A 25,036-nucleotide genomic window follows, 5' to 3' on the forward strand; every position below is an offset into this window, starting at 1 on the left:
TTGAGCTCATTGAGCATCCTCATCGAGGATGCTCTTTTTCTATGCACAAATCAGTCTTATTCTTTTAATAAAGTGTTCAAGATTTCTAAAGCCATAAGAATTTCTTTTTAGTTTCTTTATCTTTCCAATGGTGCCCTCTAGAGGACCATTGGAATATGGCAATAAGCAACTATTTTTCACATAATTTATGTTTTTTCGTAACGTTGTAATGGCTGTATCCATTGCAGTCCCATTTCTTTTATATCCAGAAGTAGTTTCTTGAAGTAGATTTATGTCATGATATCTTATTGATCTTTGAATACTCTGATAAGTACCATAAGCTTCCTTGAAAATTGGTATTTCATCAGTAGCTATATCGATGACATTTTGAATAGTCGTAAATTCATTTATGCCGACAATAAATTTTATATGAGTATCGTCTACATCTTCCTCTGGAAGATGATATAGACGCCAATCAGATTTCATCGCTTTATATATACGAGATTTTTTATCAGGCAATTTTTTTAAAGAATTGATACGTACTTGATCCAAGGCTCTACTACAAAGTTGAACTATATGAAATCTATCTACGACAATGCGAGCATTGGGGAATATACGATGAACGACTAATTGATAGTTGGCATTTAAGTCGATTGATACGGTTTTTACGGCTTGTCGTTCCGATAAGCTGTAATTATTTATAAAGTGTTCAGTTATTGTTTTAGACAGTCTGTCATGTATCAATTCGACCAACCGATGCGTATCCGCATCGATGGCGATAAATGTAAAAATATTTTTTACGGATCTAAACTCATCAAAACAAAGATTTTCTGGCAAATGCGCACATCTATTAGGAATTTTGGTATTACTATATAAAATCCTACTTACAGTATTGGCTGAAATACCGATGACTTTAGCTATTGATGACAGAGTAAATGATTCTTTAGCCATGGAAAAGATTCTATTCTTAATCTGTTTGGTCATAGTATGATTTTTTATCAATAGATCACTGTGGGCACCGCAGGTGCTTCCATAGTTCCTACACAGGAATCGTTGCTTTCTTAGTACTAGGTGGTACTCGATACCATTAAAGCTAGCTAATCTTGCATTAGTGGTTCTTTTACCATTTTTAACTAGTGTATTCATTCCACATTGAGGGCACCTATGTAAAGAATAAGATAGTTCAGCATTCACCACTTTGATGTGTTTTATAACACCATGTTTTTTTATTTTGGAATCTTTTACTGAAACATTTTTTATATTATTGTCTTTTATGTCTAGCGCACATAGTATAGAATTGTCTTGGGACACCATTGTTCACTCCTGTTTGATTTGGTTTGGTCGCTTAAATCTTAACACGAGAACAGTGATGTTCTTTTTTTATTTCAAAGAGTATAAAAAAAACTGGTATTGATTGTTCATCAATACCAGAAAGTTTAGAACCAAATAAAAAAGTCGCTCACACACTGTGAACGGCTTTTTTTATAAAAACAACTAATTCCTACGAACTAAGAATAACAAATTGCCTAAAAAGTGTTCTTATTCTTAAGGAAACTTAATTTATTTTAAGTTTTCTTAAATCGATTCATTAAGAGTCCAGGTCAAAGTGCCATGATATGTTCCTACTTTTGTACTTGAATCTAATTTTATTTGCCAATCGTTAACGCCTACATAGTTAGTTAAATTAACGGTTTGTTGATTTCCTTCGAAAGGTGTTGTTTGAATTGGAGTGCCAGTTGGTAAAATAGGTTGCCAAGTTCCAACATCGTTGTAAGAATCATTTCTTTGTCTAATGAATAATAATCCTGTATCGCTGGTTGGAATAGTGTCGTTGTCATTGTTTTTCATTTGTGAATCACTAGCATCATTATCGTAAGAAACATTGACATTGAATTGGTTACTATCAGGGTGTGCAACAATCAATTCTCCGTCTGTCGTGACGTTTTGAAGAATTTTCGCTTTGCCATACATATTAGTAGTACCAAAATCAATATTTGTCGGAGTCTTAATGAAACCATTGACCCTTTTGACGTGTAGAATCGCATCAGTTGATAATTGTTTATCGTAAGTTTGATTACCAGAAGTTTTTACGCCGGTAATATAAGCGTTATTAGTAATCGTTCCAACGGTTGAAGAAGTAACTGTGGCTTCAAAGGTTATTTCTACTTGTTGTCCGGCTTTTAATTCATTAATGGTACCAGTATTAAGCCCCCAGGTTTGTTGGTAAGTAACACCGTCGCTACCAGTTGTATAAATACTTTTTTTATCTAAAGTTAAACCGGCTGGTAAATCATCATCAATAGTTGTGGCAGATAATAGGTGATCTTTACTACCACTAGCAACTTTGTAAATAATATCATAGCCAATTTTGTCTCCAGGTTTAGCAGTAGTTTCGGATTTATAATCTTCGTTATTAGTGATGTTTTTAATCTTTTTTGTAAATGAGGCATTGTAGTCCGGTGCTGAAACTGGAAAACTAGTTGATGCACTGTATTTATCGACTTGAGATGGAGAAACCATATAATCAGAACCAGTAAAGTCAGCTTTATTGGTTAATTTTCCAGAGGAATCTAAGTTTTGTAAAGCATCATCAGTTATTGTTGCTTCAAAGGTTACAGTTTCCGATTGATTATCGGTTAGTGAAAATGGCATTGGAATAGTCAAAGTTCTGTTTTCAGAATCGTAATCAGTTGCATCAGGCTGGGAAATTGTCGTGCCATCAGATGATCTGGTGATTGAGCCTGTATCGATTTGCAATCCCTTTGGAAGTTGATCGACAATTTGTTGAGCGTTCCATTTAGCTCCATAACCGTTGTTTACTAAATGCAGGGTAAACTTAAGTTTATCACCGACTTTATTTTCACCAGTTGATCTAGTTTCATTTGTATAAGTTTTAGTTGGAGTAGGGATAGAATAGGGTTTAGCAGTAACTCCCATAGTTGAACCAAAGTGAGCAGTTTGGTTAGGTGTTAATGTTACAGGATCCCAACTTAAAACGTAGGAGGTGTCAACGTTTTTAGTTAGTTTGTATCCGTGAGCATAATTATATTGTTCAGCACCATTACCGTCAGGATAACCACCCAAACCAGATGCCCAATTAAGGGATGTTGTCTGGCCATTATAATGTGTAAATCCATCTTTCATTTGATTAGTAATCATTAGACGATAACTGTGTCCTAAATAAGAATCCTCAATATATAATCCTTGTTTATTACCCATGTCGTAAATAGGTACATTATCGTTACCACCATCAATAGCACCTAATTTAGTATCTTGACCGAATAAAGTTATAAATTCAGCATTACTTGAAGATGTATTTTTGACGTACATTTCTCTTTGAACAATGGCAGAATTAGTGGGGGATGCTCTCAATAGGAGCTCAATTTCCAAGTTATAAGTCCCGTTTTTATAACCACTATTACCAGTTCTAGTGAAATTACCCATTATCTTATAAGCTGGATTCCCATTTTCATCAGTTCCTTTATAAAATTTTTTGTCAGTCATACCTTCATTATTTGTACCACTGGCATTACCACCTAAAACAGAAAAAGCTGATGTTTTAATACCGTTACTTGATTTAGAATCAGGAGGCGAGATCATAAAGTCAGGTGAAGTAGTTGATACGTAATAAGAAATAGGATTAGATCCAATATTTGAAAGTCCACCTTGGAATGTAGAACTAATATAATTTCCGTATTGATATTTGCCATTGTATTCTAAACCATCCTGATCTAGAAAAATATTCATTTTAGAATATCTTAAGTTGACTCCACTAGATTCTGAATATTTACTTACATCAGAATCAGTGCCATTGGTAACTTTACCATTGGCATTTTGGGCAGTACCAAAGGCATAACCGAGTTTTAAAGACGAACCAATAGGTAATTCTCCAGTTGAATTGGTGGAATAAGGTCCAGTCCAGTTAGTAATACCGTCATTAAAATCACTTGGACTGATAGTAGCTGCTTTGACAATATTTTGTGGTATTAAGATAAATAAAATAATCATAAAAATTGCAATCAAAGGGTACTCAATTAATTGTTTTAACCTCATAGTAATCCCTCTTAAACATATATTTATATTTTAATTTAATTATACTAGTATTTTTGAATACGTTAACATAGGAATATAAACTTTTCGGTATTTAAAAATAGATATGTTAAAATTTACTCACTAGACGAGAGGACAATAAATCAATGAATTTTACAGGTAATGTTTCAGATACGGGAGTGACGTTTCAGTTAGACGATTTGGGAACGGTCAATTATTACCAAGCAATTCCAGATCAGGTGAATGAAGAGTCGATATTTATCGTTATAAAAAATCACGAGGTTATCGGTATAAATCTAGGAAGTTTAATGAATGCCAAAGATTGTGATGGGATTGTGGAATTGATTTTGCCAGAAAATATGATTCCAGCTGATTTCTTTTACTTTTTAACTAAAGAGTTAACTAGTTATGGTTATATGATGAATGTTGAATATAAGATGGCAATTTCTCAAGAGTCTATGAGTGTTTATCAAAATTATTGGGCAAAAATTTCACCATTAATGGCTATGTTTGGTTTGAAAAAACAAATTAAAAAACGGACTAAAGCACGTCACCGCTTTGTTAAAGAATTATCTGAAGTACCATTTTCTGTTGATTATAACGGTAGTAAGGCTACAGTGTATTGGAACAGTCGTAATAAATTGATTGTCAAAAAGGGTGCTATTTTAGTAGATAAAGCACCGCTGACAAAAGCTGGAGTTGTTGGCTTTGCGGGAAGATTTGGGATGCAATTACGTCAAGAGCATAGTGATGTTATTCAAGATAATGTTTTAACTGAAGATATTAATTTACGTAGCGTTAATGAAGTGGGGACGTTTTTGTATTTTGCAGGAACTAACAGTTGGTTACAGTTGATTTCTCCAGAAGGTAAGACTTTAGATGAATTGACAATTGTTAAATAAAATTTTGGAAATAAAAAGGCTCTTCGAGATAAAAATTTCTCGAAGAGCTTTTTTAGATTGTATCTTTAGGTTTAGCACCACAGTAACCATCGCAGGCACATTTTTGATCATTTAGCATTTTACAATGGCACATCCCGTCACTTCTTGAGCAAGGGCAACCATCGTGACAGACCATACCTGCATGACAGTAAGGATTTTTTTCGGACATAATTTCTCCCTTAGTGATTATTTGTTGATGCTAGTTGCAAATTCAGCAATGTATTCTGAATTGTCTTTCAAATTAAGACCACTGTTGATTGTAACGTCACCTAACCAAACATATTGGTTAGTAGCAATTTCGCCCCAATATGAACCGTATTTGTTAACGACTAACTTAGAAACTTTCCAAGCAGTGCCGGCAGCAAGTGTTTGACCATAAGCATTGTCAGCATAATTGTAAACCTTTGTTGCAACATTAGTTGTAGCAATTAGGCCATTGTTTGGCATTGGGATAGTAGGTGTTGTGTTGGTATTGTTATTAGTACTTGTGTTTGTATCAGTTGAATTGATCTTTACAGCCAAAGCAATTACGTATGCGTTAGTTGCAACTTGATAGTAGTCGTTACCATCAATGTTCTTTGTTTCACCAAGTTGCCATGATGAACCAGCAGGAAGAACTTGACCAGTAGCGTTTCCGTCAGGATCAACTACCTTAGCAGCATATGATAAAGTACCGATTTTATTTGTATCAGTAGTTGTATCAGTATTAGTGTTGCTGTTTGTGTCAGTGTTTGTTGAATCAGAATCTATAACAGTAATATTAGTTGAAAGAGCATATTCATCTGTAGCAACTTGATAATAAGTGTTGCCGTCAATGTTGATGATCTTACCTAATTGCCAATCAGTATCTTTAGCAAGAGCTCTATTTTGAACAGCGTTACCAGTGGAATCGACTAAAGAAGTGATGCTGTTTGTACGTCCGACTAATTTAGTAGCAGCTTGAGAATCTTGTTGTGATAATGAAAGCACAGTTGGTGCTAATAAAATTAAAGCTGAAGTGATAAAAATGTTTCTTTTTTTCACGTTTTTTTCCTCTTTTTGTGTTTTTTGGTACACAACTAGATTATATATTACGAAAAAATTGTTACAAGTCTAGAAATAAAAATAATTGTGGATATAATATTATTTTTGATTGCTTTATAATTATTAGTAAATGTTCTAAAATCAAAGCATTCAAAAGGGGATAAATACTGCTGTTAGTCATAACACAGGTGTTTTTGGGGATGAATCAATGAAAAAAATTACTGCGAAAGTATTAGTTTTAGGGACAATTATTTTGTCATGTGGAGCTAGTTTCATGTGGCCAATAAATACAATTTTTATTCACAACTATTTGCACAAATCGTTAGCTGTAGCGGGAATCGTATTATTTTTTAATTCTTTATGTAATTTTATTGGTAATTATATCGGTGGGAAAATGTTTGACCGTTTGGGAGGTCATAAGACGGCTTTAATCAATGCTTCAATTGCTTTGTTGGCTTTGATAGGCTTGATAATTAATCATGATTGGCCTGCTTTTCCAATCTTTTTATCGATGTTAGGTTTTGGTATCGGTGGGACTTATACGGTAATTAATTCTTCAGCGGCTTTTATTGAGGGAATCGATCGATATAAAGTTTTCAATAATATTTACATGGGCAGTAAAACTGGCAGTTTAATTGGAACGGCCATTTGTAGTGTCATTGTAGGTATCCAAATAAGTTTGGTATTTGTGGCCGATTTTATTTGCGTGTTGAGTTTTTTGGTTATGGCTTATTTCCTATATAATAATCATTCAAAACTTGTCAAAAGAGAACCAAATAAGAAGATTTCTTTTAAGCGGAAATTAACTCCAGGAATTGGGTGGATAATTTTATTTCTAAGTATGACTTGGATAGTTAATTCTCAATGGGGAAGCAATATTTCTACTCATTTGACTGAAATTGGTGTACCGGTTGGTAAATATAGTTTCTTATGGACGATTAATTCTTTGATAGTGATTGTTTTCTTGCCAATCATCAATCATTTTGCTGAAAAAAAGGATTGGTTTAAGAAAATTCAGGTTGCTTTAGGGGTTGTGTTGTTTATTGTTGCTTTAGGATCTTTAATCGGATCTACACAATATTTGTCCTATGCAGCCGGGATGGTATTTTTGACATTAGGTGAAATGCTAGTTTATCCAACTGTGGCGGCTTTAGTAAGTGAAACTACGCCAAAAAGTGAGTCTGGGTTGTATCAAAGTATCGTCAGTATGTCGGAGAACTTTCCTAAAGCAATTGGACCATTTCTTGGCGGAGTTCTGATTGAGAAGAGTTCTTACAATACGATGTTTTTGATGGCTATGATTATGTTAGTTTTGTCGTTGTTTGTGTTGTGGCAAGCTTATAAGAAATTGGTTTGGGATAAAAAAGAGTTAGTTGATTAATTGTTGACTGACTACCAATAAAGCGTTATGACTCTATCTTGGTATTAATAAGAAAAACAAAAAACCAGCTATATCAATGCATTTAAGCATTTGATATAGCTGGTTTTTATCATTATGGAGGTGAGGGGAATTGAACCCCTGTCCAAGCATAATGCTATGCAAGCCTCTACACTCATAGTCGTATCATTTGAAGTTTCGCCATCATGAACGCCATACGACCCGGCTCACCACAATGACTATCCCGATGATCTCTTTTTAACTATTCAGGATGCACAGTTAAACGTAGCCCAATAATTTTGAGACCCATTTCCAACCCTTGGACGAAGTTAGAATGGATCACGCTTAGACTGTTTTTAGGCAGCTAATGCGTAGTTATTATTATTTTTTGCAGTTATAATAAACTGTGCGTTTTAAAGGGACGCAAGGCCCTAAGTGCAGCCTGCACGCTACTACACATGTCGAATCCAGAACACCCCCATTGGTGTCCATTTACAATCATATCTAATTATTGATTAATTAGCAACTATAAAGCTTATTATTGCAATGAAAATAATAATGCTTTAAAGGTGCTACTTTCTGTAAATATTGGTAAAATACGGGTTGAAAACGGAGGTAAGAAATGAACGAACAAAATGAAGGAAAACCTTTCTATAGAAGAAACTGGTTCTGGATTATGATTCTCTCCATTTTTATCATAGTGTCAGCGACTACTTATATTGCCAACTTTTCTTTCTATCAAGGAAAAGCTGATTCAACTGTAGTTAGCCAAAAGAAAACTAAAAAAACTGTCAAAAATTTATCTTTATCCGAAAAATATAATGACTTGAAAACAGGTAAGACGGGCTATTCAAAAAAAGAAGTTATCCAATTGCTCGGCCAGCCGACATCGATTCAGCAAATTGATGATACTAATCAAATAGTTGATTTGACCTGGGACAAAATGGATAATGGCAAATCAATCGTTATTCAAGTGACCTTTGAAAAGGGCAAGGCTTCTGCTAAGTCGATTCAAGGATTAGACATTGATCGAAAACAGCTTTTGACTAAAAAAGATTACAATAAACTTCAAAATGGAGACAACTATAATCGAGTTTTAGACGTGTTGGGAGATCCTGATGATTATTCTGATACTAACGGCATTAAGACGTTAATATACGAATCAGATTTGTCTGAAGCAGATCCTACCTATGATGCGACAATCAAAATTGAAATAGCCAATAATAAAGTAATCAGCCTCGAACAACAAAATCTCAAATAAAAAAAGGTGCATATGTCAAAACACTTTCTGCTTTGATATGTGCGCCTTTTATTGTGCAATTTTTTTGTGAAAGAATCCGAATCCCTTAATGGACAAACTGGAAATTCCCACTGACATGACGGCTAGTGAGAAGGAAACTAAATCGCTTAAAGCTAAATTTCCTAAACAAACTAGGGCGTCAATAATGAATAAACTGATGTATTTTTCAATACCGAAGTTTTTATGAATAATCATTGGCGGAACTGTAGTCCCACCGCTAGACATATTAAGTGCGTAAAGAATTGCTAAACCAATTCCAAAAATGATACTTCCTACTATTATAGAAATAACTCGGTTATTAGGTATTAAATTAATTACTGGCGTAATGAACAGCATTAATGGAAGTAAAAAACTTCCCAGTGCTAGTTTAATAGTAGTTTGACGATCTAAATGTAAGTAAGCTAGTACTAACATCACAATATTTATGACAAGAACCGAGATGAATGTTGGGATTTTCCATCCTGCTTGCAACAAGATAGCAATTCCAGTGGCTCCACCGGCTGCTATACTGTGCGGCTCGAAGAACATATTTAAACTAACTGCGATAAGTTCCAAAGCAACTAACATTATTAGTAGTTTTGCGGACAATCTTTGTTTTTTATTCTTCATATATATAACTATATCATGAATATATTTTCATGACAATAAAAGTACTCAGTACCTTTAAATATCAATATTTCATTAAGATTACTTAAATTACATAAACAGCTGAAAATGTAACTTTGTGGTTGTTGTCATGTAATATAAACCTGTTAGTATAGCACCATAGTAATTGAGAGAGCTCAATAATCTAAAATATAAGGATGTAATTAATATATGAAAAAAGTTTTATCTATCGCTTTAGTAAGTGCAATGGCTTTATCAGGAATTCTTGCTTCAACTTCTAACACTGTTCAAGCTGCCGTAAATAACGGAGACAACACAGTGACAGTTGAAAAGGGTGATACTTATAAGAGTATTGCAGAAGCTAATGGAATTAGTATTTCTGCTCTAGAACAAGCTAACGGACGTGAAGTTGGCGGATTTGACTTGATCTTCCCAGGTGAAACAATTACTCTACCTGGTGCTACAACTACAACCGATACAACTGCTACAACAAATACAGATACAGATACAACAACAGATACATCAGCTCAAGCAACTGATGCTTCACAACAAACACAATCACAAACTGCAACTACACAAGCAGCTACAGATACAACTTCACAATCAACAGATACAAATACAAATTCAACACAATCAACAAGTACAACTGGTACTTCACAAGGAACATTCAAGATTTCATTCTATGATCCTTCAGTTCTAGGTTCTAACATGGGTTATAGTGGTGTTGCCGCTAATCTATCAGTCTTCCCTAAGGGAACACAATTAAAGATTACTTTAGCTGATGGAACAGTACTCTATAGAACTGTTAATGATACAGGAACATTTGCCAACAGTAACTCACAACAATTAGATGTCGCTATGCCAAGTTCATCAATTCCTTCATATGGTGTAACCACAGCCTCTGTTGAAGTGTTATCATAGGCATGTACCAGACAATTGCAAAGAAAATCTCCTATTAATTTAGGGGATTTTTTTATTAGTAAAAAATTAATTTTTTAATGTAAAATGGTAAATGAAAATAAATTTTTAAACTTTTTATTTCTAAAAATATATTGTTTTAACGTTATAAAATGCATAACGGCAAGTCTAGTTAACTGTTGATGTTAATGGCTTTAAATGGATTTTTTGTTATAAATGACGTTTGGCATAAAATTTAAAAATTAGAAAACTAACTGAAAAAACTTATTTTTATTGATTGACATTTCAAAAATTAGATTGTATTATTTAGCCAACGATTAACAAAGAGATATTTATTAAACAATTTGATCGGGGGAAGTAATTCAACCTCGTTAGTACAGAAAGCCTCTAATTGCTGAGATGAGGACAACGACTTGAATGAAAATGACCCGTGATTGGTGCGCTGAATCTTCGGATAAAGATGCAATGGTTGGTACCCTTTACAGTACACGCGTATAGAATTTTTGTACGTTGTTAAGGGGATAAGTGTAAATTTATTCCGAATTAGAATGGTACCGCGGAAAGCCGCTTCTAACATTGAACCCAGTGGGTTTAGTTAGAAGTGGCTTTTTTGTTTCTATAGATATTTTCAGTTGATTAAGTATTAGTTAAGGTGGGAGAGAAATATGAGTAAATTTAAGAAGTTTAGCAAGGTTATCTTATTAGCCTTCACAGCATTGTTTATTTTTGTACTAGCTGGTTGTGGAAAACAAAGCAGCGACAAAACAGTGAAGGTTGGTATCAATCCTTCTGATGAAGAAATTTGGAAGGTAGTTAAGAAGAATGTTAAGAGTGAAGGAATTGATCTTCAAATCAAGACTTTCAGTGATTACAATCAACCAAATACAGCTTTGAACCAAGGAGAAGTTGATATCAACGCTTATCAACATACTGATTTCCTAAATTCATGGAACAAAGCACACAAAACAGATTTAGTTTCAATTGGTAAAACAGTTATTCAACCAATGGCTCTTTACTCAAAGAAGATCACAAAGCTTAGTCAATTAAAGAACGGCGATAAAATTGCTATTCCAAATGATGCTTCAAATGAAGCTCGTGCACTACAACTACTAGAATATAACGGTATTTTAAAACTAGATGATAGCAAGACATTGCCATCAACTAAAGATATTAAAGAAAACAAATTGAACTTGAAATTTACAACTGTTGATGCAGCCCAAACAGCTCGTGTCATGGATGATGTTACTGCTTCAATCGTTAATGGTAACGTTGCTAATGATGCTAAATTGAATCCTAAGAAAGCTGTTGTAACAGAAAAAATCAACAAGAACTCAATTCCTTGGATCAATATCATCGTTGCTCAAAAGAAAGACAAGAACAACAAGACTTACAAGAAGGTTGTTAAAGCTTTCCAAACAAAAGATGTTGAAAAAGCTATCAAGAAAGTTTACGGCGGAAACGAAATTCCAGCCTGGAACGCAAAATTATAATCAGACGTTAAAAATATGAGGAGGTTTTCTAATGTCAAAATTATCAGATCCATTAATTCAGAATTCGATTGAAGATTTAGAGAAATATATCGCACTGCCATCTGTTTCAGCAAAGAATCAATCTATCCCTGAGACAGCCGAATTCCTCAAAAATCTACTACAAGATTTCGGAGCCGATGCTACAGTTTGGGACGAGTTTGAATCCCCTGTCGTCTTTGCGGAAATTAAACCTAAAAAGCCAAGTGATACTACCATCCTGATTTACAATCACTATGATGTACAACCAGCAGAACCACTTGAGCTTTGGAATTCAGATCCTTTCAAATTAAAAGTGACGGATGATAAGTTTATCGGACGTGGAGTTTCCGATTGTAAGGCTGACTTAATCAGTCGTATCACAGCTTTAAAGATTTATCGTCAAGAACACGGCGACCTACCTTGCAACATTAAATTCTTAGTTGAAGGACAAGAAGAAGTTGCTAGTCGTCATTTGGAAGATTATTTGAAAAAATATTCCGACAAGTTATCGGCTGATTTGGTAATTTGGGAATCAGGCTACAAAAACGAAAGGGAACAATTTAATTTCACTGGTGGAAATAAAGGTGTCCTATGTTTTGAACTTGAAGCCACTTCCGCAAACATTGATCTTCATTCATCATTTGCTGCAGTAGTTGATTCCGCTACTTGGAGATTAGCTCAAGCTTTGAATGCTTTGAGAACTCCAGATGGAGACATTAAGATTCCTGGTTTCTATGACGATGTTGTAGAACCAACTCAAAAGGAAATTGATTTAGTTAATAAAGCAACTAATCCTGATTTGAAGTCAAAATGGGATTTGCAAGTTCCATTGTTGAAGAACAAGTCAGTTAACTACAATTTGACTTTTAATCCTACTATTAATATAGAAGGAATCAGCAGTGGTTGGGAAGGACAAGGTGTTAAAACCGTTACTCCTAAAGCTGCAACAGCCAAATTAGAGTTCCGCTTAGTACCAAATCAAGATCCACATGATTTATTCGATAAATTAACCAAGTATTTGAATGATCAAGGATTTAAAGATATTAAAGTTAAGTATTTATTAGGCGAAAAGGGTTATCGTTGGGATTTAGATAGTCCAATCGTTAATAAATTGATTGATACAGCCAAAGATTTCTTCGGCGGAGAAGATAAAGTAGAAGCTTTGCCATCAAGTCCTGGTACTGGTCCAATGAACCTAGTCAACCACTATACAAAAGCTTCAATCGTTTCAACTGGAGTTAGCTATTCAAAAGCTGGCAATCATGCACCAAACGAAAATATTCGGATTCAAGATTACTTAGATTTCATTGATTTCTTTAATCAATTCTTGGGTAAATTAAGGGAGTAGTAAATAAATGGCAGAACAAAATGGGATAATTCAGCTAAAAGATATTGACGTTACTTTCCACAATGAAGGTAAAACAATTGAAGCCGTTAAAAATGTTTCAATTGATGTTCAAAAAGGTGACGTCTTTGGTGTTATTGGTTACTCTGGTGCCGGTAAAAGTACGTTGGTTCGTGTAATTAATTTATTGCAACAACCAACTTCCGGTTCAGTGATCGTTAACAACCAAGATATGCTCAAACTAAGTCAAAAAGATTTACGTAAAGCACGTCGTAATATTGGAATGATTTTCCAACACTTTAATCTAATGAATTCTCTGACAGTCTATGGAAATGTTGATTTTCCATTGAGAGATTCAGGATTGAGTAAAGCAGAACGCAAGAAGAAAATTGATCACTTACTAGATATTGTTGGTTTGAGTGACCGTGCTCATAACTATCCGTCACAATTATCTGGTGGTCAAAAACAACGTGTTGCGATTGCCCGTGCTTTGGCTTCAGATCCAGAGATTTTGATTTCTGATGAAGCAACCAGTGCCCTAGATCCTAAGACGACTACTGAAATTTTGAACTTGCTGGGTCGTTTGAATAAGGAACTAGGTATCACAATCGTTATCATTACTCACGAAATGGATGCTATCAAACAAATTTGTAATCGTGTTGCCGTCATGGAAAACGGTCAATTGATCGAAGAAGGTAGTTTGTTGACAATCTTTGGTCAACCTAAGGAAAAACTTACTAAGGACTTTGTTAATACCTCAACTCATATCGGTTCAGTTCTTGATGAAATTAGAGAGAGCGGTATTGTCGATAAGTTATCTGGTCGTTTGATTGAACTTAATTACATCGGTGATTCTACTAATGAACCAATCGTAGTTGAACTTTATAAGCGTTTTGAAGTTGAAGCTAATATTTTGTTCAGTAATATCGAAAGATTGCAAAATACAACTGTTGGTATCATGCTCTTTGCTTTAACTGGTGAAGATCAAAAGGTTGAAGAAGCTATCAAGTATTTGAATAGCTTGAACGTAAATGTTAAAGAAATTAGTTTAGAGAAAGAAGGCAAATAATTTATGGCAGATTTAGTTAATAAATTTTTACCAAACGTCGTCGCCAATTGGGAAGGTGACAATGGTTTCGTAGTTGCAATTTGGCAAACATTATATATGACTTTTGTCAGTGCCTTATTTGCTGGAATCATCGGAATTATCTTAGGAATTTTACTAGTTGTCACAGCAGAAGATGGTATCACACCACATAAAGCTTTCTATACTTGCTTAGACAAACTAGTTAACCTATTCAGATCAATTCCTTTCATTATCTTACTAGCTGTTATTGGACCATTTACTAAGCTAGTTGTTGGACAAACAATTGGACCTACTGGAGCTTTAGTTCCGTTAGTCGTAGGTACTGCACCATTCTTTGCCAGACAAGTGCAATTAGCTTTAGTTGAAGTTGATCCTGGTGTTATCGAAGCCGCTGAAGCAATCGGACTTTCACCAATGAAGATCATCTTCCGAGTTTATTTACGTGAAGGACTTCCAGAATTAATCCGTTCTGGTACTCTAACAATTATCAGTTTGATTGGATTAACTGCCATGGCTGGTGCCGTTGGTGGTGGTGGTCTAGGTAACATGGCCATTTCCGTTGGTTATCAACGATTTGAAAATGATGTTACTATCGTATCTATGTTATTCATCCTAGTCCTTGTTTTTGTAATTCAAGGAATCGGTGATTTCGCAGTACGTAAATTAGAACATTAATAACAAAATGAACGAAAAAGTAGTCTATTTACCACAATTTGTTCAGAAAGTCTCGGTAGCTGTGAAGAGATCAAATTAATAGATGAAAAATGACTCGTGATTGGCATTCCCGAATAATCAAGGAATGATGGCTAGTACCCATTAAAATACTGACATGTGCAATACATGTTGTTGAGAAAAGTAAGTGTGAATTTACTTTTGAAATAGAATGGTACCACGCCAAATAGCGTTTCTATCTAAGGGATGACCTTTGATAGGAGCGCTTTTTTAGTTGAGAAGGAGAGATATCTATGAAAAAACTTAAGGGATTATTTTTGTTAGTTGTTGCTACATTTAGTTTATTCTTGTTGGCCGCTTGTGGGAATTCACAGGCTAGTGGCAATGGGGAAAAGACAGTTAAAATCGGTGTTACGGATTCCGACCACAGAACTTTAGATGCTGTAGCTAAAAAAGTTAAAAAAGAAGGTATCAACATTAAAATTGTTGAATTTTCCGATTATAATCAACCAAATACTGCTTTACAACAAGGTGAAATTGATTTAAATGCTTTTCAAACGGTAACTTTCCAAAATGATTGGAACAAGAAACACCACAGTAATATCGTTTCAATCGGTTCAACCGTTATTGCACCAATGTCACTCTTTTCTAAAAAAGTAACAAGCGTTGATCAAATTAAAGAAGGATCTAAGATCGCTGTTCCAAACGATGCCACTAATGAAGGTCGTGCTTTACAATTATTGGAAAGTGCCGGCTTAATTAAATTGGATAACAGCAAGATTCCTAATTTGAAAGATATCACTGAAAATAAATTAGATTTAAAGATTTCAGCTCTTGATGCTGCGCAAACTGCTAAATCATTAGATGAAATGACCGCTGCAGTTGTTAATAGTGGTGTTGCCAACGATGCTAAATTGAATCGTAAGAAAGCAATTTATCAAGAAAAAGTAACTGCTAAGTCTAAGCCTTATGTCAATATTATTTCTGCTAATAAGAAGGACAAGAATAATAAGACTTACAAGAAGATCGTTAAAGCTTATCACTCAAAAGATATTGCTAAAGAAATCAAAAAAGACTATAACGGTTATGAACTACCAGCTTGGAATTACAAGATTTTACAATAGAATAGTTTTTGCTTTAATTGTTTTGCCATAAGAAGGCATTTCTATTAAGCAAGGGGGATGCCTTTTCAAATTTGAGGAGGAAAATCATGCTAAAGAACCGAATTAAGGGAATATTGTTAATATTCATTACCACACTTAGTTTGTTCATTTTAGCTGGTTGTGGGGGCAATCAGTCAAGTAGTAAGACCGTCAAGGTTGGAATTACAGGTGCCAATGATCCGGCACTTGAAAAGGTCAAAGAAATCGTCAAAAAAGAGGGAATTAACATTAAAATTGTGCAATTCTCAGATTACAGTCAACCCAATACCGCATTAGCTAATGGTGAGATTGATATGAATGATTTTCAGACTTATACTTTCCAATCTGATTGGAACAAAAAACACAAGACTAATATTGTTACTTTGGGAACCACCGTTATTGCACCAATGTCACTTTTTTCTAAGAAAATCACTAAGTTGAGTCAACTTAAAAAGGGTGATAAAGTAGCTATACCTAATGATGTTACTAATGAAGGCCGGGCCTTACAATTATTGGAAAGTGCCGGTTTAATTGAATTAGATAATAGCAAGATTCCTAACTTAAGAGATATTAAAAAATACAATGTTGGAATTAAAATTTCATCGCTCGATGCTGGACAAACCGCTAAGTCACTCGATGATGTTACAGCTGCCTGTGTCAACAGTGGTGTTGCTAGTGACGCCAAGTTGAATCCTAAAGATGCAATTTATCGAGAGAAAATAACTGCTAAGTCTAAGCCTTATGTAAACATTCTTTCCACAAATGCAAAGGATAAAGATAATCCTACCTTCAAAAAAATTGTGAAGGCCTATCACACCAAGGAAGTTGCTAATGTTATTAAAAAGCAATTCCATGGCTATGAAAGTCCAGCTTGGACTTATAAAATTTTACAATAATAAAAAAGGAACTGTTTTTGAAAGCAGTTCCTTTTTGTATGTTTTTATTCCGGTTTTCCTTTAGAATAAAGGTAGTATACAAGAGAGAAATCAGGGATAATATGAAAAATTTAGGGAGTGTCTTGAAAGAGTTACGAAAAGAAAAAGGCTTAACTCAAAAAGAATTAGCTGATGGGATTTGTGCGCAATCAATGTTGTCAGCAATCGAAAATGATGTCTACGTACCAAATGCAAATTTATTAATTAATTTAGCTAATCGTTTGGGGGTCGATTTAGGAGAAATCAGTTTGGCTAATAATTTTGCCATTAGTGATAAAGCTGAATTTAATGAAACTATTGATGAACTCTGCAATCAACATCAGTATCAACAAATACTTGAATTTTTACAAAAGCCTGAGGTGTTGGATAACTTGCAAACTGCTAAGCAAATGCAGGTTTATTACTATTATTTAGGTGTAGCTCAATTGCAAACTAATGCGGTTGATGAAGCAGTGAGATCATTTAAGTCATCGTTGACAGAAGTTAATCACCTACACTTGGACACAATCTCACGTTTGGCATATTTAGCCATGGGTTATATTTATTCATTAAAGAATAAACGCACAGCAGCAGTGGATAATATTGATTTGGCTTTTCGTAATTGGGATGATTACAACTATGATGAAAACCAAAATATTTTATATTATTTGGCTGCACTGATTTATTTCAAGCTGAACGATTATCAAAATTCAACCGCTTATTTGGTAGATGGAATTACTTTCATTGCCAAACATAATTCCCATTATATGTTAGCTAATTGTTATTTCTTGATGGCTCGACTAGCTCAAGAAGCTCATGATGATGACGAACGTCTTGAAGCCCATCGTCGTAAGGATTTATTCAGTGAGTTGTACAATGAACAAATCTTTCAAGACTTCTAAAATATGTGACAAATTTGTAAGTCAATTGTAAGTATTATAAATGTAATTATTTAGAGGAATAGATTAATATATTAGATAAAGATAAAGGGGGAAGTAAACATGCATATTCCAATTAAACGTTCTTACAGTAACAAAGTTTTTGCAGGGGTAATTGGTGGATTATCAGAGCACTTTCAATGGAATCCAGCGATTGCTAGAGTTTTGTGGGTAATTGTTAGTTTAACGCCATTCCCAGGTATTATCGCTTATTTAGTTCTCTGGATGTTGATGGAAAATCCGGATTAATCTGTTGAGGTGAAAGTAATGCATATTTCAGTTAGAAGATCTAAAGATAATCAAGTGTTAGGTGGTGTCATAGCCGGCTTCTGTGAAAAATTCGATTGGAATCCAGCTGTTGGTCGAATATTATATGTAGCCTTATCATTGACGCCAGTTTTCCCAGGCATCATCGTTTACTTAATTTTGTTGTTAATTATGGAAAAACCCGAATAAAAAAGCTCGTTAGATGAAAGTCTAACGAGTTTTTTGTTACAACTCAAAATAAGTTTGCAAAGTATTGAGAACACCATTGTGATTGTTGTCGGTTTCCGTAACTAAGTCAGAAACTTGTAATATTTCTGGTTTGGCATTTTTCATAGCGACGCCGAGGCCAACTTCTTGAATCATTTCTAAATCATTAAGATTGTCTCCAAAAGCCATGATTTCAGTTAATGGAATGTCTTTTAATTTACTTAAATGATTCAAAGCAATGCCTTTATCAATGTTGCTACGCATGATGTCGATACTACCAAAGCCACTAACAGCAGCATAGACCTCTTGTCCGTAATGTTCGTTTAAAAAGTCGATAGCTTGGGTTAAATCATCATGTTTTAATTGGATATTGAATTTGAAGAAGGTGTCATCAACTTGGAATAAATCAGGAACAATTCTGAGATTTTTCATGTGATAGAGTGGCAAATCTTTCTTACTTTCAGCGTAAGTAGCTTTTTTACCAGAAATTGACAATGATTTTAAATCTAATTCACTGTTTAAAGATTTAATCATGTCGTGAACTAGCGCCTTTGGCATGGGATGTTCGAAGATAGTTTTTCCCGCTTCAACTATTTGAGCACCATTTTCAGCAATGAACAAATCAATATCAGGAGTTTTTTCGAAAATTCTTCTTAAATGATCGTAATTATTGCCACTTGCCACAGTAAATAAAATATTTTTTTGATGAAGTTTATTGATATAATCATTCAAACGTTTTATATCATAATTCTTGTCATCATCGAACAAAGTTCCATCAATATCGGTTGCAACTAATTTTATTTCAGCCAAATTATTTCCTCCTATTTGTTTCGTCAGTAAAAATGATACACGACCAGAATAAAAAAACAACCGACTTATGTAATCGGTTGTAAGTATTAGAGTAGTGGTAAGAACCAGTTAGCCCAAATCCAACTTAATGGCATAATAATTACCATTGCCGGAATCATATCAGCTATTGGGAACATCTTTAATTTGACCATTCTAAAGCCAGTTGCCAGCATCAAGAAACCACCGCAAGCTTTGAAGTCTAAAATCATATTAGGAGTTGTTAATGGGAAAATAAATCTTGCAAGCAAGAATAAAATATAGAACAAAATAAATTGTGGTATAGCAATAATAGAAACAACGTATCCTAGGTTGCAAGCAAAGATTGCTGCGGTAAAGAAATCAAGCACTGATTTAGAAATTAAGATAGTTGTGTCACCAGTCATACCATTGTCCAAACTTCCGTAAATACCAGTACCACTAGCACAGAAAAGCACAATAACTGTTACTAAAGTGTTGATAAATTCTTCTTGTGACATATCAGAATTGTTATTTGGGAAAAATTTAGAAATCGGTTTTTGCATTTCCATAGCGCCTTTGTCGATCCATTTACCCAAGTGCATCCAAAGACCGATACCGGTACCGATAACTAATGCAAAAATAACTGCGGGCATGTATTTCATTGGTGCGATGGAATAAATTCCCATACCCATGGAACAAACACCAAAAATTAGTGTGATATCTTTTTTGAATTGTTCACTAAATTTATCACCCAAAAAGCCACCGAGCAGACCGCCAAATAGTACGGAGGCCGCATTAATAATAACGCCAGTTGGCATAATCGTAATACCCCTTTCAAATAAGAACTATGTTCAACTTTAGAATTGGTAGGATGAATAAACAATTCAAAAACTATGATATAGTATTCTAAAATGGAATAGGAGGTGTCAGGAATGGATTTGCACAAGCTGCAGATTTTTGTAGATTTATCCAAAACATTAAATTATACTGACACAGCTAATAACTTGTTCACTACCCAAGGAAATATTTCTAAGCAGATTTTAGCTCTTGAAAAAGAGTTAGATGTGCCATTGTTTAAACGGGCCCATCGAAAAATTGAATTGACTCAACAAGGTGAGATCGTTTTGCCCTATGCCAATGAAATCCTTAGTAAATACAGTGAAATGGCGATTAAATTGGCAGATTTTCAGGATGCTAAGAATTTAACAATCGAAATGCATACTATTCCGACAATGCCTAGTTACGTCAGCTTTAATTTGATTACGAAATTCTTGCAGCAACATCCCGAAGTTCATATGCAATTGAAAGAGGAAGAAAGTTATAACTTAGTAACTTCTTTAAAATCGGGTCGCTGTGAAATCATTTTTGCACGGATGTTTGATTTTGATGATTCTGATTTGGAATATATTGAGATGGAAGATGATGATTTCGTTGCCGTCTTGCCAAAGAATCATCCCTTTGCTGATAAAGAAGTTTTGGATCTAAAGAAGCTGAAAAAAGAGCGTTTTTTAATATTGGGACCATCAACGAATCTTTATGAACCAGTTATGAAATTATGTCAGATGGCAGGGTTCAAATCAGATATTAGTTACCAAGGTACACGTGTTGATTTGATCATGCAGATGGTTCAAAATAATATGGGTATTTCTTTAATGATGAAAAAAACTGCAGAGAATTTTGATAGCCAAGACTTTAAGATGGTGCCGTTAACGACTAATATTGCCAATAAATTATGTTTTGTTAGAGTTAAAGGTCAACATTCGAGTGCTAATAATATGTTTTGGAAATATGTCAAAATGCACATGAAAGATATTGGGGGATAAGGATATTCAAGATTTATCAACGAAACAAATAATCGATCTGATGGAGTCAGGTCTTAATATGAAGTTCTCCGATGAACAAATTGCTATTTTGGAAAATGATTTTACCAAGCCACTACTAGTTAATGCTTGTGCTGGAGCTGGTAAAACAACGATTTTTATCTTGATGGCTTTGATTGCCATTGCTAAAGGTAATGCCGACCCAGATGAAATTTTAGGAATTACTTTTTCTCATAAATCACGAGTTGATATGGGTGATAGATACAATAAATTTGTGAATGAATTGAGTGAAACGGGATTAGAATTATTAGACGGTCGTCCTAATTTCACGACTTTTCATGCTTTGTTTTATCAATTATTACGTCAAAATCAAGAGTATCAACAGGCACGGGTTTTAACGAGTTATCGTTTATTCACTCGAGAGTTGTCTGATACGATCAAACACCCCAGTACAGTGATTACTAAGTCAGAAATGCTAGAACAAATGTTTAATCTCAATGAATATTTGATCAATCAGGATTTGACTACTGACGGAATTTTACCAACTAATAAGACGGTCGATGAATCAATCAAGGAAATGTCACAATTTTCACGTCAAACTCACGATGACAATTTTTATTATGATTACGTCGATGTAATGACAAAATATCAAGAATTAAAACGTCAAAATGGCTATATTGATTTTAATGATATGAAGATGTTGCTGTTGAAAAGTATGGAAGACCCCAATCATTTGCAGTTTTATCAACGTATCATGTCTCGTTATAAAATTGCGGTTATTGATGAGTTCCAAGATATCGACAACTTGCAGTGGAAAATTATTTCCAAATTACTTAGCCCAGAAACGATGCAACATTTAATCGTTATTGGGGATGATGACCAAAGTATTTATGCTTTTCGTGGCAGTAATCCGAAGTTTATTTTGAACTACAAAAAACTCTTGCCTAATGCTCAAAAGAAAAACCTTTCGACTAATTATCGAACTGGCGAAAAAATTCTTCAAAAAGTTATTCCCTTGATTAAAGAAAATCACGTTCGTTTGAATAAAGATTTGCTTTCAGGAAGAACTGGTGTTGGTGACTTTGTGCTCTATAGTAGCAAGAAATCTGGTTTCAGTCGCAAATCTAAGATGCTCAAACATTTGGTCAAACAAATCAATGACCCTGATATTGATAATGACGATATTGCCATTTTAGTTCGCTATAATTCATCACGAATGTTGCTCGCCGATTGGTTGGCTAATAAAAAAATCTATGCTGATATTAATAATGCTAGTGCTATTTTGCAGAATAATTTAATTTATAGAATTATTACTGAATTGATGAAGGCTCTCTGGAAAGATGAGTATAAGTATTTTTCTGAACAATCGAATCGGATTGGCTTCAGTAAATATAAGAATCATACGCAGAAAGTTGAAGCTCGAGCTGATGATAAATTTCGTAAGTTAAGTAAATATTTATTGGCAGCGGAAAGTTACAATGCTGAATTCAATACTCCCTTGAAAAGAACCGATGAACGAGTTCAGATTTATTTCAACAGCATCAAGCGTTTCAAACAAAGGATGGAACAAGCTGATAACAAAGAGAGCCAAGAAAAAATTTCGAAAGCTTTGATCAAAGATTTGTTACAAGCAGCTATCAAATTAACAGATAAATATTTTGACTATATGATTCAAAAGAAGTTTATGGCTAAGTCTGAAGTCAATGAAATTAAAAATTACTTGGAAGAAGAATTAGAAACTTATCACAGCATTGATGATTTCTTTTTCGATGAAGAGCAAAAAAAAGCAATTTTATCGAGTCAGGTGGAAAGAAATAAACAGGAGCATCACATTCAATTCTTGTCATTGCATCAAGCTAAGGGATTAGAGTTCAAGTACGTTTATTTGTATGGTTTGACGAATAAGGAAGTTGAAAAACCAGGTTTGTCGATCAACGAATGGTTCCCACCAGATATGACTTTTGAGCAATTTACTAAAAAGTGGATTCTGATCTACAACAAGAGTTATGAATACTTGGGCACTGCTTTGGGAGCCACGAGGATTACTGATTATCAAGATTTTTGGAAGAATAATGCTTTTAATCCGATTAATTTAAAAGCAACCTTAGATAAGAAAAAAGAAACGACGATGTTTCATAATTTTTATCAGGAAGTTAAAAACTACTCAGAATTTATTGAAGAAGAAAGACGATTATTGTATGTTGGAGTTACTCGAGCACAAGAAGAATTGTGCATGAGGATTGCACCGGATTCTAATCCATTGTTGTTTGAATTGAATTTGCCAAAGAAGAAGAAAAAAGTGAATGGGGATAAAAAATGAAAATACGTCGCACTATTGAGATAGTTCCTAGTTTTGTTTTGATAGCGATTTTTATTTATAGTTTGTATCTTAAATCTGTCAATGGCGTCTGGGTGAATTTATTTGTCATTGGGGTAGCTGGGCTGAGTGCTTATATTCCAGTGGCAGTGTTTATTGAAGCAATTGCTAATTCATTTCGAAATATTCGACCAGTGCCATTACGGGATAAACTTTTTTACGGTTATTTGATAATTATTTGGGTGATTGCTTTAGTAGTTGCAATTGGCTCAATGGGACAAGCTTAGTGATGAGAAATCATCATTAGGCTTTTTTTATTTGCTGATTTTTTTGATGTACCTTAAGATTACTTTGTAAACGAATTCAGAAAGGAAATGAATGTGTTAAAAATAAATATTAATAATTTTGAGGATGAAACGTTAACGACTGGTAATTATGGAATAAGATATCGTACTTTTAAAGATATCGTTTATGTTGAAAAACCAGTAGCTGATATTCAAAAGTTAAATATTTTTGCACCATTAGCTTATTTTCATGGAGGAAGTATCAACGGGTATAATGCCCAAACGGCACCTATTTTTATGCCTAATACAGTTGGTGGCTACATGCCAGGTCCAAGAGATTATCCAGGTAATACTAGTCAACCGAATAGTAGTAAGACAATAATTGCTGCCTTGGAACATGGATATGTAGTAGTTTCTGCTGGGTTAAGAGGTCGTACGATTATAGAGGATAGTAAATATGTTGGCAAGGCTCCGGCATTTATTGTTGATATGAAGGCCGCTATTAGATTCATTCGTCATAATAGTGAATTGCTTCCGGGTAACGTCGATCGAATTATCACTAACGGAACTAGTGCTGGTGGTGCTACTTCGGCATTAACGGGAACATCAGGTAATGAACCTTTCTTTGATAAATATCTTCAAGAGTTGGGTGCCGCTGATGAATCAGATGCCATTTTTGCTGCCAGTTGTTATTGTCCAATTCATAACCTAGAACATGCCGATAGTGCCTATGAATGGCAATTTAATGGAATCAATGATTGGTCAAAGCTGAATTATGGTACTGGCAAAATAGAGACTGGTAAGTTGAACGACGAGCAAATTGTATTGTCAAAAGAATTGAAACATCAATTTATCGATTATTTGAATAGTTTGCAATTACAAGACAACAACAATCAAAAATTAAGTTTAGATGATAATGGTCAAGGTTCATTTTTAAATTACGTTAAGAATTTTATTATTCAATCTGCTCAAAAAGCTTTAGATAGTAATCAAACCGTTGATTCTAATTCTGGTGTAATTATTGAAAATGATGTGGTAAAAGACATCAATTGGTCAAAATATTTAAGTTTTATTACTCGTATGAAGAGTACACCGGCTTTTGATGATTTGAAGATGGATAATCCGGAACCTAATTTGTTTGGAACTGAAAAAATCGATAGTCAACATTTTACAAAATTTGCTCAAGAACACTCAAAAGTTCCATCAAAATTAGCTGATCAAAAACTCGTTCAAGCGATTAATCCATTGCAATATTTGGATAATAAAGATAGTGCTAAATATTGGCGGATTCGTCATGGAGCAAGTGATCGAGATACTTCTTTTGCCATTCCTATTATTCTAGCAACTAGTTTGAAAAATACTGGTCACAAAGTTGATTTTGCTATGCCTTGGGATACGCCACACAGTGGAGATTACGATTTACGGGATTTATTCACTTGGATAGACAAGGTGTGTGCTGAAGGCTAGACTTATTCCATTTTGGAATGTATACCTAGATAACTTGAATTGTTCCAAGTATATACAGACCCTATA

General features: G+C 34.3%; 23 protein-coding genes, 1 other RNA gene and 1 other annotated feature. Of the genes, 17 read left to right on the plus strand and 7 right to left on the minus strand.

All coding sequences use genetic code 11. The features are described from left to right. Positions 1–39: 39 nt before the first annotated feature. Together G6534_RS02920 and G6534_RS02925 are read right to left on the minus strand one after the other, a co-directional pair. The gene (locus G6534_RS02920) at positions 40–1,293 is read right to left on the minus strand and encodes an ISL3 family transposase (RefSeq protein WP_182083121.1); all 1,254 of its coding nucleotides are present in this window, start codon (positions 1,291–1,293) and stop codon (positions 40–42) included. 261 nt (positions 1,294–1,554) lie between these two features. Further along, a complete protein-coding gene (locus G6534_RS02925) occupies positions 1,555–4,032 on the minus strand; it encodes an isopeptide-forming domain-containing fimbrial protein (RefSeq protein ID WP_182083122.1) in 2,478 nt (825 codons plus the stop codon). A 143-nt stretch (positions 4,033–4,175) separates the two neighbouring features. Between G6534_RS02925 and G6534_RS02930 the strand changes: the two genes are divergently transcribed. Next, positions 4,176–4,931: a hypothetical protein gene (locus G6534_RS02930; RefSeq protein ID WP_182083123.1), complete on the plus strand. Its 756-nt coding sequence runs from the start codon at positions 4,176–4,178 to the stop codon at positions 4,929–4,931. Between the two features lie 225 nt (positions 4,932–5,156). On the opposite strand, the gene G6534_RS02935 is transcribed toward G6534_RS02930, so the two are convergent. Next, positions 5,157–5,993: an SLAP domain-containing protein gene (locus G6534_RS02935; RefSeq protein ID WP_059074993.1), complete on the minus strand. Its 837-nt coding sequence runs from the start codon at positions 5,991–5,993 to the stop codon at positions 5,157–5,159. Positions 5,994–6,201: 208 nt separating this feature from the next. Between G6534_RS02935 and G6534_RS02940 the strand changes: the two genes are divergently transcribed. Further along, positions 6,202–7,374 carry an MFS transporter gene (locus G6534_RS02940; protein ID WP_059074992.1) on the plus strand — a complete coding sequence of 391 codons (1,173 nt, stop codon included), beginning with the start codon at positions 6,202–6,204 and terminating at the stop codon, positions 7,372–7,374. 112 nt (positions 7,375–7,486) lie between these two features. Here the strand turns inward: G6534_RS02940 and ssrA are convergent. Next, positions 7,487–7,851, minus strand: a transfer-messenger RNA (tmRNA) gene (gene ssrA / locus G6534_RS02945). Positions 7,852–7,993: 142 nt separating this feature from the next. On the opposite strand from ssrA, the gene G6534_RS02950 reads away from it, so the two are divergent. After that, positions 7,994–8,632: a DUF3862 domain-containing protein gene (locus tag G6534_RS02950; RefSeq protein WP_182083124.1), complete on the plus strand. Its 639-nt coding sequence runs from the start codon at positions 7,994–7,996 to the stop codon at positions 8,630–8,632. Between the two features lie 48 nt (positions 8,633–8,680). Here G6534_RS02950 and G6534_RS02955 read toward each other — a convergent pair whose 3' ends face one another. Next, positions 8,681–9,280, minus strand: a complete 600-nt coding sequence (locus G6534_RS02955) for a YitT family protein (protein WP_182083125.1) — start codon at positions 9,278–9,280, stop codon at positions 8,681–8,683. Positions 9,281–9,487: 207 nt separating this feature from the next. Between G6534_RS02955 and G6534_RS02960 the strand changes: the two genes are divergently transcribed. The 10 genes from G6534_RS02960 to G6534_RS03005 all read left to right on the plus strand — a co-directional run bounded on the left by G6534_RS02960 (position 9,488) and on the right by G6534_RS03005 (position 18,257). Further along, the gene (locus tag G6534_RS02960) at positions 9,488–10,198 is read left to right on the plus strand and encodes a DPBB and LysM peptidoglycan-binding domain-containing protein (RefSeq protein ID WP_182083126.1); all 711 of its coding nucleotides are present in this window, start codon (positions 9,488–9,490) and stop codon (positions 10,196–10,198) included. A 662-nt stretch (positions 10,199–10,860) separates the two neighbouring features. Next, the gene (locus G6534_RS02965; RefSeq protein ID WP_059074989.1) at positions 10,861–11,685 is read left to right on the plus strand and encodes a MetQ/NlpA family ABC transporter substrate-binding protein; all 825 of its coding nucleotides are present in this window, start codon (positions 10,861–10,863) and stop codon (positions 11,683–11,685) included. A gap of 31 nt (positions 11,686–11,716) precedes the next feature. Next, on the plus strand, positions 11,717–13,051 hold the full coding sequence (locus G6534_RS02970) for a M20/M25/M40 family metallo-hydrolase (RefSeq protein WP_059074988.1): 1,335 nt from the start codon (positions 11,717–11,719) through the stop codon (positions 13,049–13,051). Between the two features lie 7 nt (positions 13,052–13,058). Continuing rightward, positions 13,059–14,117 (plus strand): methionine ABC transporter ATP-binding protein, encoded by a 1,059-nt coding sequence (locus G6534_RS02975; RefSeq protein ID WP_057814458.1) that lies wholly within the window; start codon positions 13,059–13,061, stop codon positions 14,115–14,117. A gap of 3 nt (positions 14,118–14,120) precedes the next feature. Then, positions 14,121–14,810 (plus strand): methionine ABC transporter permease, encoded by a 690-nt coding sequence (locus G6534_RS02980; RefSeq protein WP_057814460.1) that lies wholly within the window; start codon positions 14,121–14,123, stop codon positions 14,808–14,810. After that, positions 14,809–15,047 (plus strand) — a binding site (T-box leader). It overlaps the preceding gene by 2 nt. A 53-nt stretch (positions 15,048–15,100) precedes the next feature. Further along, positions 15,101–15,931 carry a MetQ/NlpA family ABC transporter substrate-binding protein gene (locus tag G6534_RS02985; RefSeq protein ID WP_182083127.1) on the plus strand — a complete coding sequence of 277 codons (831 nt, stop codon included), beginning with the start codon at positions 15,101–15,103 and terminating at the stop codon, positions 15,929–15,931. Positions 15,932–16,017: 86 nt separating this feature from the next. Further along, positions 16,018–16,845 carry a MetQ/NlpA family ABC transporter substrate-binding protein gene (locus G6534_RS02990; RefSeq protein ID WP_182083128.1) on the plus strand — a complete coding sequence of 276 codons (828 nt, stop codon included), beginning with the start codon at positions 16,018–16,020 and terminating at the stop codon, positions 16,843–16,845. 101 nt (positions 16,846–16,946) lie between these two features. Beyond that, positions 16,947–17,765, plus strand: coding sequence for a helix-turn-helix domain-containing protein (locus tag G6534_RS02995; protein WP_059074987.1), 819 nt, complete (start codon positions 16,947–16,949; stop codon positions 17,763–17,765). A 99-nt stretch (positions 17,766–17,864) separates the two neighbouring features. After that, positions 17,865–18,050, plus strand: a complete 186-nt coding sequence (locus G6534_RS03000; protein ID WP_059074986.1) for a PspC domain-containing protein — start codon at positions 17,865–17,867, stop codon at positions 18,048–18,050. 18 nt (positions 18,051–18,068) lie between these two features. Continuing rightward, positions 18,069–18,257, plus strand: coding sequence for a PspC domain-containing protein (locus tag G6534_RS03005; RefSeq protein ID WP_059074985.1), 189 nt, complete (start codon positions 18,069–18,071; stop codon positions 18,255–18,257). A 36-nt stretch (positions 18,258–18,293) separates the two neighbouring features. Here G6534_RS03005 and G6534_RS03010 read toward each other — a convergent pair whose 3' ends face one another. After that, the gene (locus tag G6534_RS03010) at positions 18,294–19,085 is read right to left on the minus strand and encodes an HAD family hydrolase (RefSeq protein WP_059074984.1); all 792 of its coding nucleotides are present in this window, start codon (positions 19,083–19,085) and stop codon (positions 18,294–18,296) included. A gap of 86 nt (positions 19,086–19,171) precedes the next feature. Continuing rightward, positions 19,172–19,900 carry a DUF554 domain-containing protein gene (locus G6534_RS03015; RefSeq protein WP_059074983.1) on the minus strand — a complete coding sequence of 243 codons (729 nt, stop codon included), beginning with the start codon at positions 19,898–19,900 and terminating at the stop codon, positions 19,172–19,174. 114 nt (positions 19,901–20,014) lie between these two features. On the opposite strand from G6534_RS03015, the gene G6534_RS03020 reads away from it, so the two are divergent. The 4 genes from G6534_RS03020 to G6534_RS03035 all read left to right on the plus strand — a co-directional run bounded on the left by G6534_RS03020 (position 20,015) and on the right by G6534_RS03035 (position 24,970). After that, complete coding sequence (locus tag G6534_RS03020) at positions 20,015–20,905, plus strand: LysR family transcriptional regulator (protein ID WP_182083129.1); 891 nt, start codon at positions 20,015–20,017, stop codon at positions 20,903–20,905. Between the two features lie 58 nt (positions 20,906–20,963). Beyond that, positions 20,964–23,222: a UvrD-helicase domain-containing protein gene (locus tag G6534_RS03025; protein ID WP_059074981.1), complete on the plus strand. Its 2,259-nt coding sequence runs from the start codon at positions 20,964–20,966 to the stop codon at positions 23,220–23,222. Beyond that, positions 23,219–23,506, plus strand: a complete 288-nt coding sequence (locus G6534_RS03030) for a LasU family protein (RefSeq protein ID WP_059074980.1) — start codon at positions 23,219–23,221, stop codon at positions 23,504–23,506. The genes G6534_RS03025 and G6534_RS03030 overlap by 4 nt, the downstream gene beginning before the upstream one ends. Before the next feature lie 93 nt (positions 23,507–23,599). Continuing rightward, the gene (locus G6534_RS03035) at positions 23,600–24,970 is read left to right on the plus strand and encodes a subtype B tannase (protein ID WP_235586395.1); all 1,371 of its coding nucleotides are present in this window, start codon (positions 23,600–23,602) and stop codon (positions 24,968–24,970) included. Positions 24,971–25,036 lie beyond the last annotated feature (66 nt).

Source organism: Companilactobacillus pabuli (genome assembly GCF_014058425.1).
Lineage (GTDB): Bacteria > Bacillota > Bacilli > Lactobacillales > Lactobacillaceae > Companilactobacillus > Companilactobacillus pabuli.

Excerpts from the sequence above, each read along its gene's own strand:
- G6534_RS03030 (WP_059074980.1), top strand. The coding sequence starts at position 23,219 with ATGAAAATACGTCGCACTATTGAGATAGTTCCTAGTTTTGTTTTGATA.
- G6534_RS03000 (WP_059074986.1), top strand. The coding sequence starts at position 17,865 with ATGCATATTCCAATTAAACGTTCTTACAGTAACAAAGTTTTTGCAGGG.
- G6534_RS02920 (WP_182083121.1), bottom strand. The coding sequence starts at position 1,293 with ATGGTGTCCCAAGACAATTCTATACTATGTGCGCTAGACATAAAAGAC.
- G6534_RS02950 (WP_182083124.1), top strand. The coding sequence starts at position 7,994 with ATGAACGAACAAAATGAAGGAAAACCTTTCTATAGAAGAAACTGGTTC.
- G6534_RS02925 (WP_182083122.1), bottom strand. The coding sequence starts at position 4,032 with ATGAGGTTAAAACAATTAATTGAGTACCCTTTGATTGCAATTTTTATG.
- G6534_RS02930 (WP_182083123.1), top strand. The coding sequence starts at position 4,176 with ATGAATTTTACAGGTAATGTTTCAGATACGGGAGTGACGTTTCAGTTA.
- G6534_RS03025 (WP_059074981.1), top strand. The coding sequence starts at position 20,964 with ATGAAGTTCTCCGATGAACAAATTGCTATTTTGGAAAATGATTTTACC.
- G6534_RS02995 (WP_059074987.1), top strand. The coding sequence starts at position 16,947 with ATGAAAAATTTAGGGAGTGTCTTGAAAGAGTTACGAAAAGAAAAAGGC.
- G6534_RS02985 (WP_182083127.1), top strand. The coding sequence starts at position 15,101 with ATGAAAAAACTTAAGGGATTATTTTTGTTAGTTGTTGCTACATTTAGT.
- G6534_RS03015 (WP_059074983.1), bottom strand. The coding sequence starts at position 19,900 with ATGCCAACTGGCGTTATTATTAATGCGGCCTCCGTACTATTTGGCGGT.
- G6534_RS02955 (WP_182083125.1), bottom strand. The coding sequence starts at position 9,280 with ATGAAGAATAAAAAACAAAGATTGTCCGCAAAACTACTAATAATGTTA.
- G6534_RS02940 (WP_059074992.1), top strand. The coding sequence starts at position 6,202 with ATGAAAAAAATTACTGCGAAAGTATTAGTTTTAGGGACAATTATTTTG.
- G6534_RS02960 (WP_182083126.1), top strand. The coding sequence starts at position 9,488 with ATGAAAAAAGTTTTATCTATCGCTTTAGTAAGTGCAATGGCTTTATCA.
- G6534_RS02965 (WP_059074989.1), top strand. The coding sequence starts at position 10,861 with ATGAGTAAATTTAAGAAGTTTAGCAAGGTTATCTTATTAGCCTTCACA.
- G6534_RS02990 (WP_182083128.1), top strand. The coding sequence starts at position 16,018 with ATGCTAAAGAACCGAATTAAGGGAATATTGTTAATATTCATTACCACA.
- G6534_RS03020 (WP_182083129.1), top strand. The coding sequence starts at position 20,015 with ATGGATTTGCACAAGCTGCAGATTTTTGTAGATTTATCCAAAACATTA.
- G6534_RS02970 (WP_059074988.1), top strand. The coding sequence starts at position 11,717 with ATGTCAAAATTATCAGATCCATTAATTCAGAATTCGATTGAAGATTTA.
- G6534_RS02980 (WP_057814460.1), top strand. The coding sequence starts at position 14,121 with ATGGCAGATTTAGTTAATAAATTTTTACCAAACGTCGTCGCCAATTGG.
- G6534_RS02975 (WP_057814458.1), top strand. The coding sequence starts at position 13,059 with ATGGCAGAACAAAATGGGATAATTCAGCTAAAAGATATTGACGTTACT.
- G6534_RS03005 (WP_059074985.1), top strand. The coding sequence starts at position 18,069 with ATGCATATTTCAGTTAGAAGATCTAAAGATAATCAAGTGTTAGGTGGT.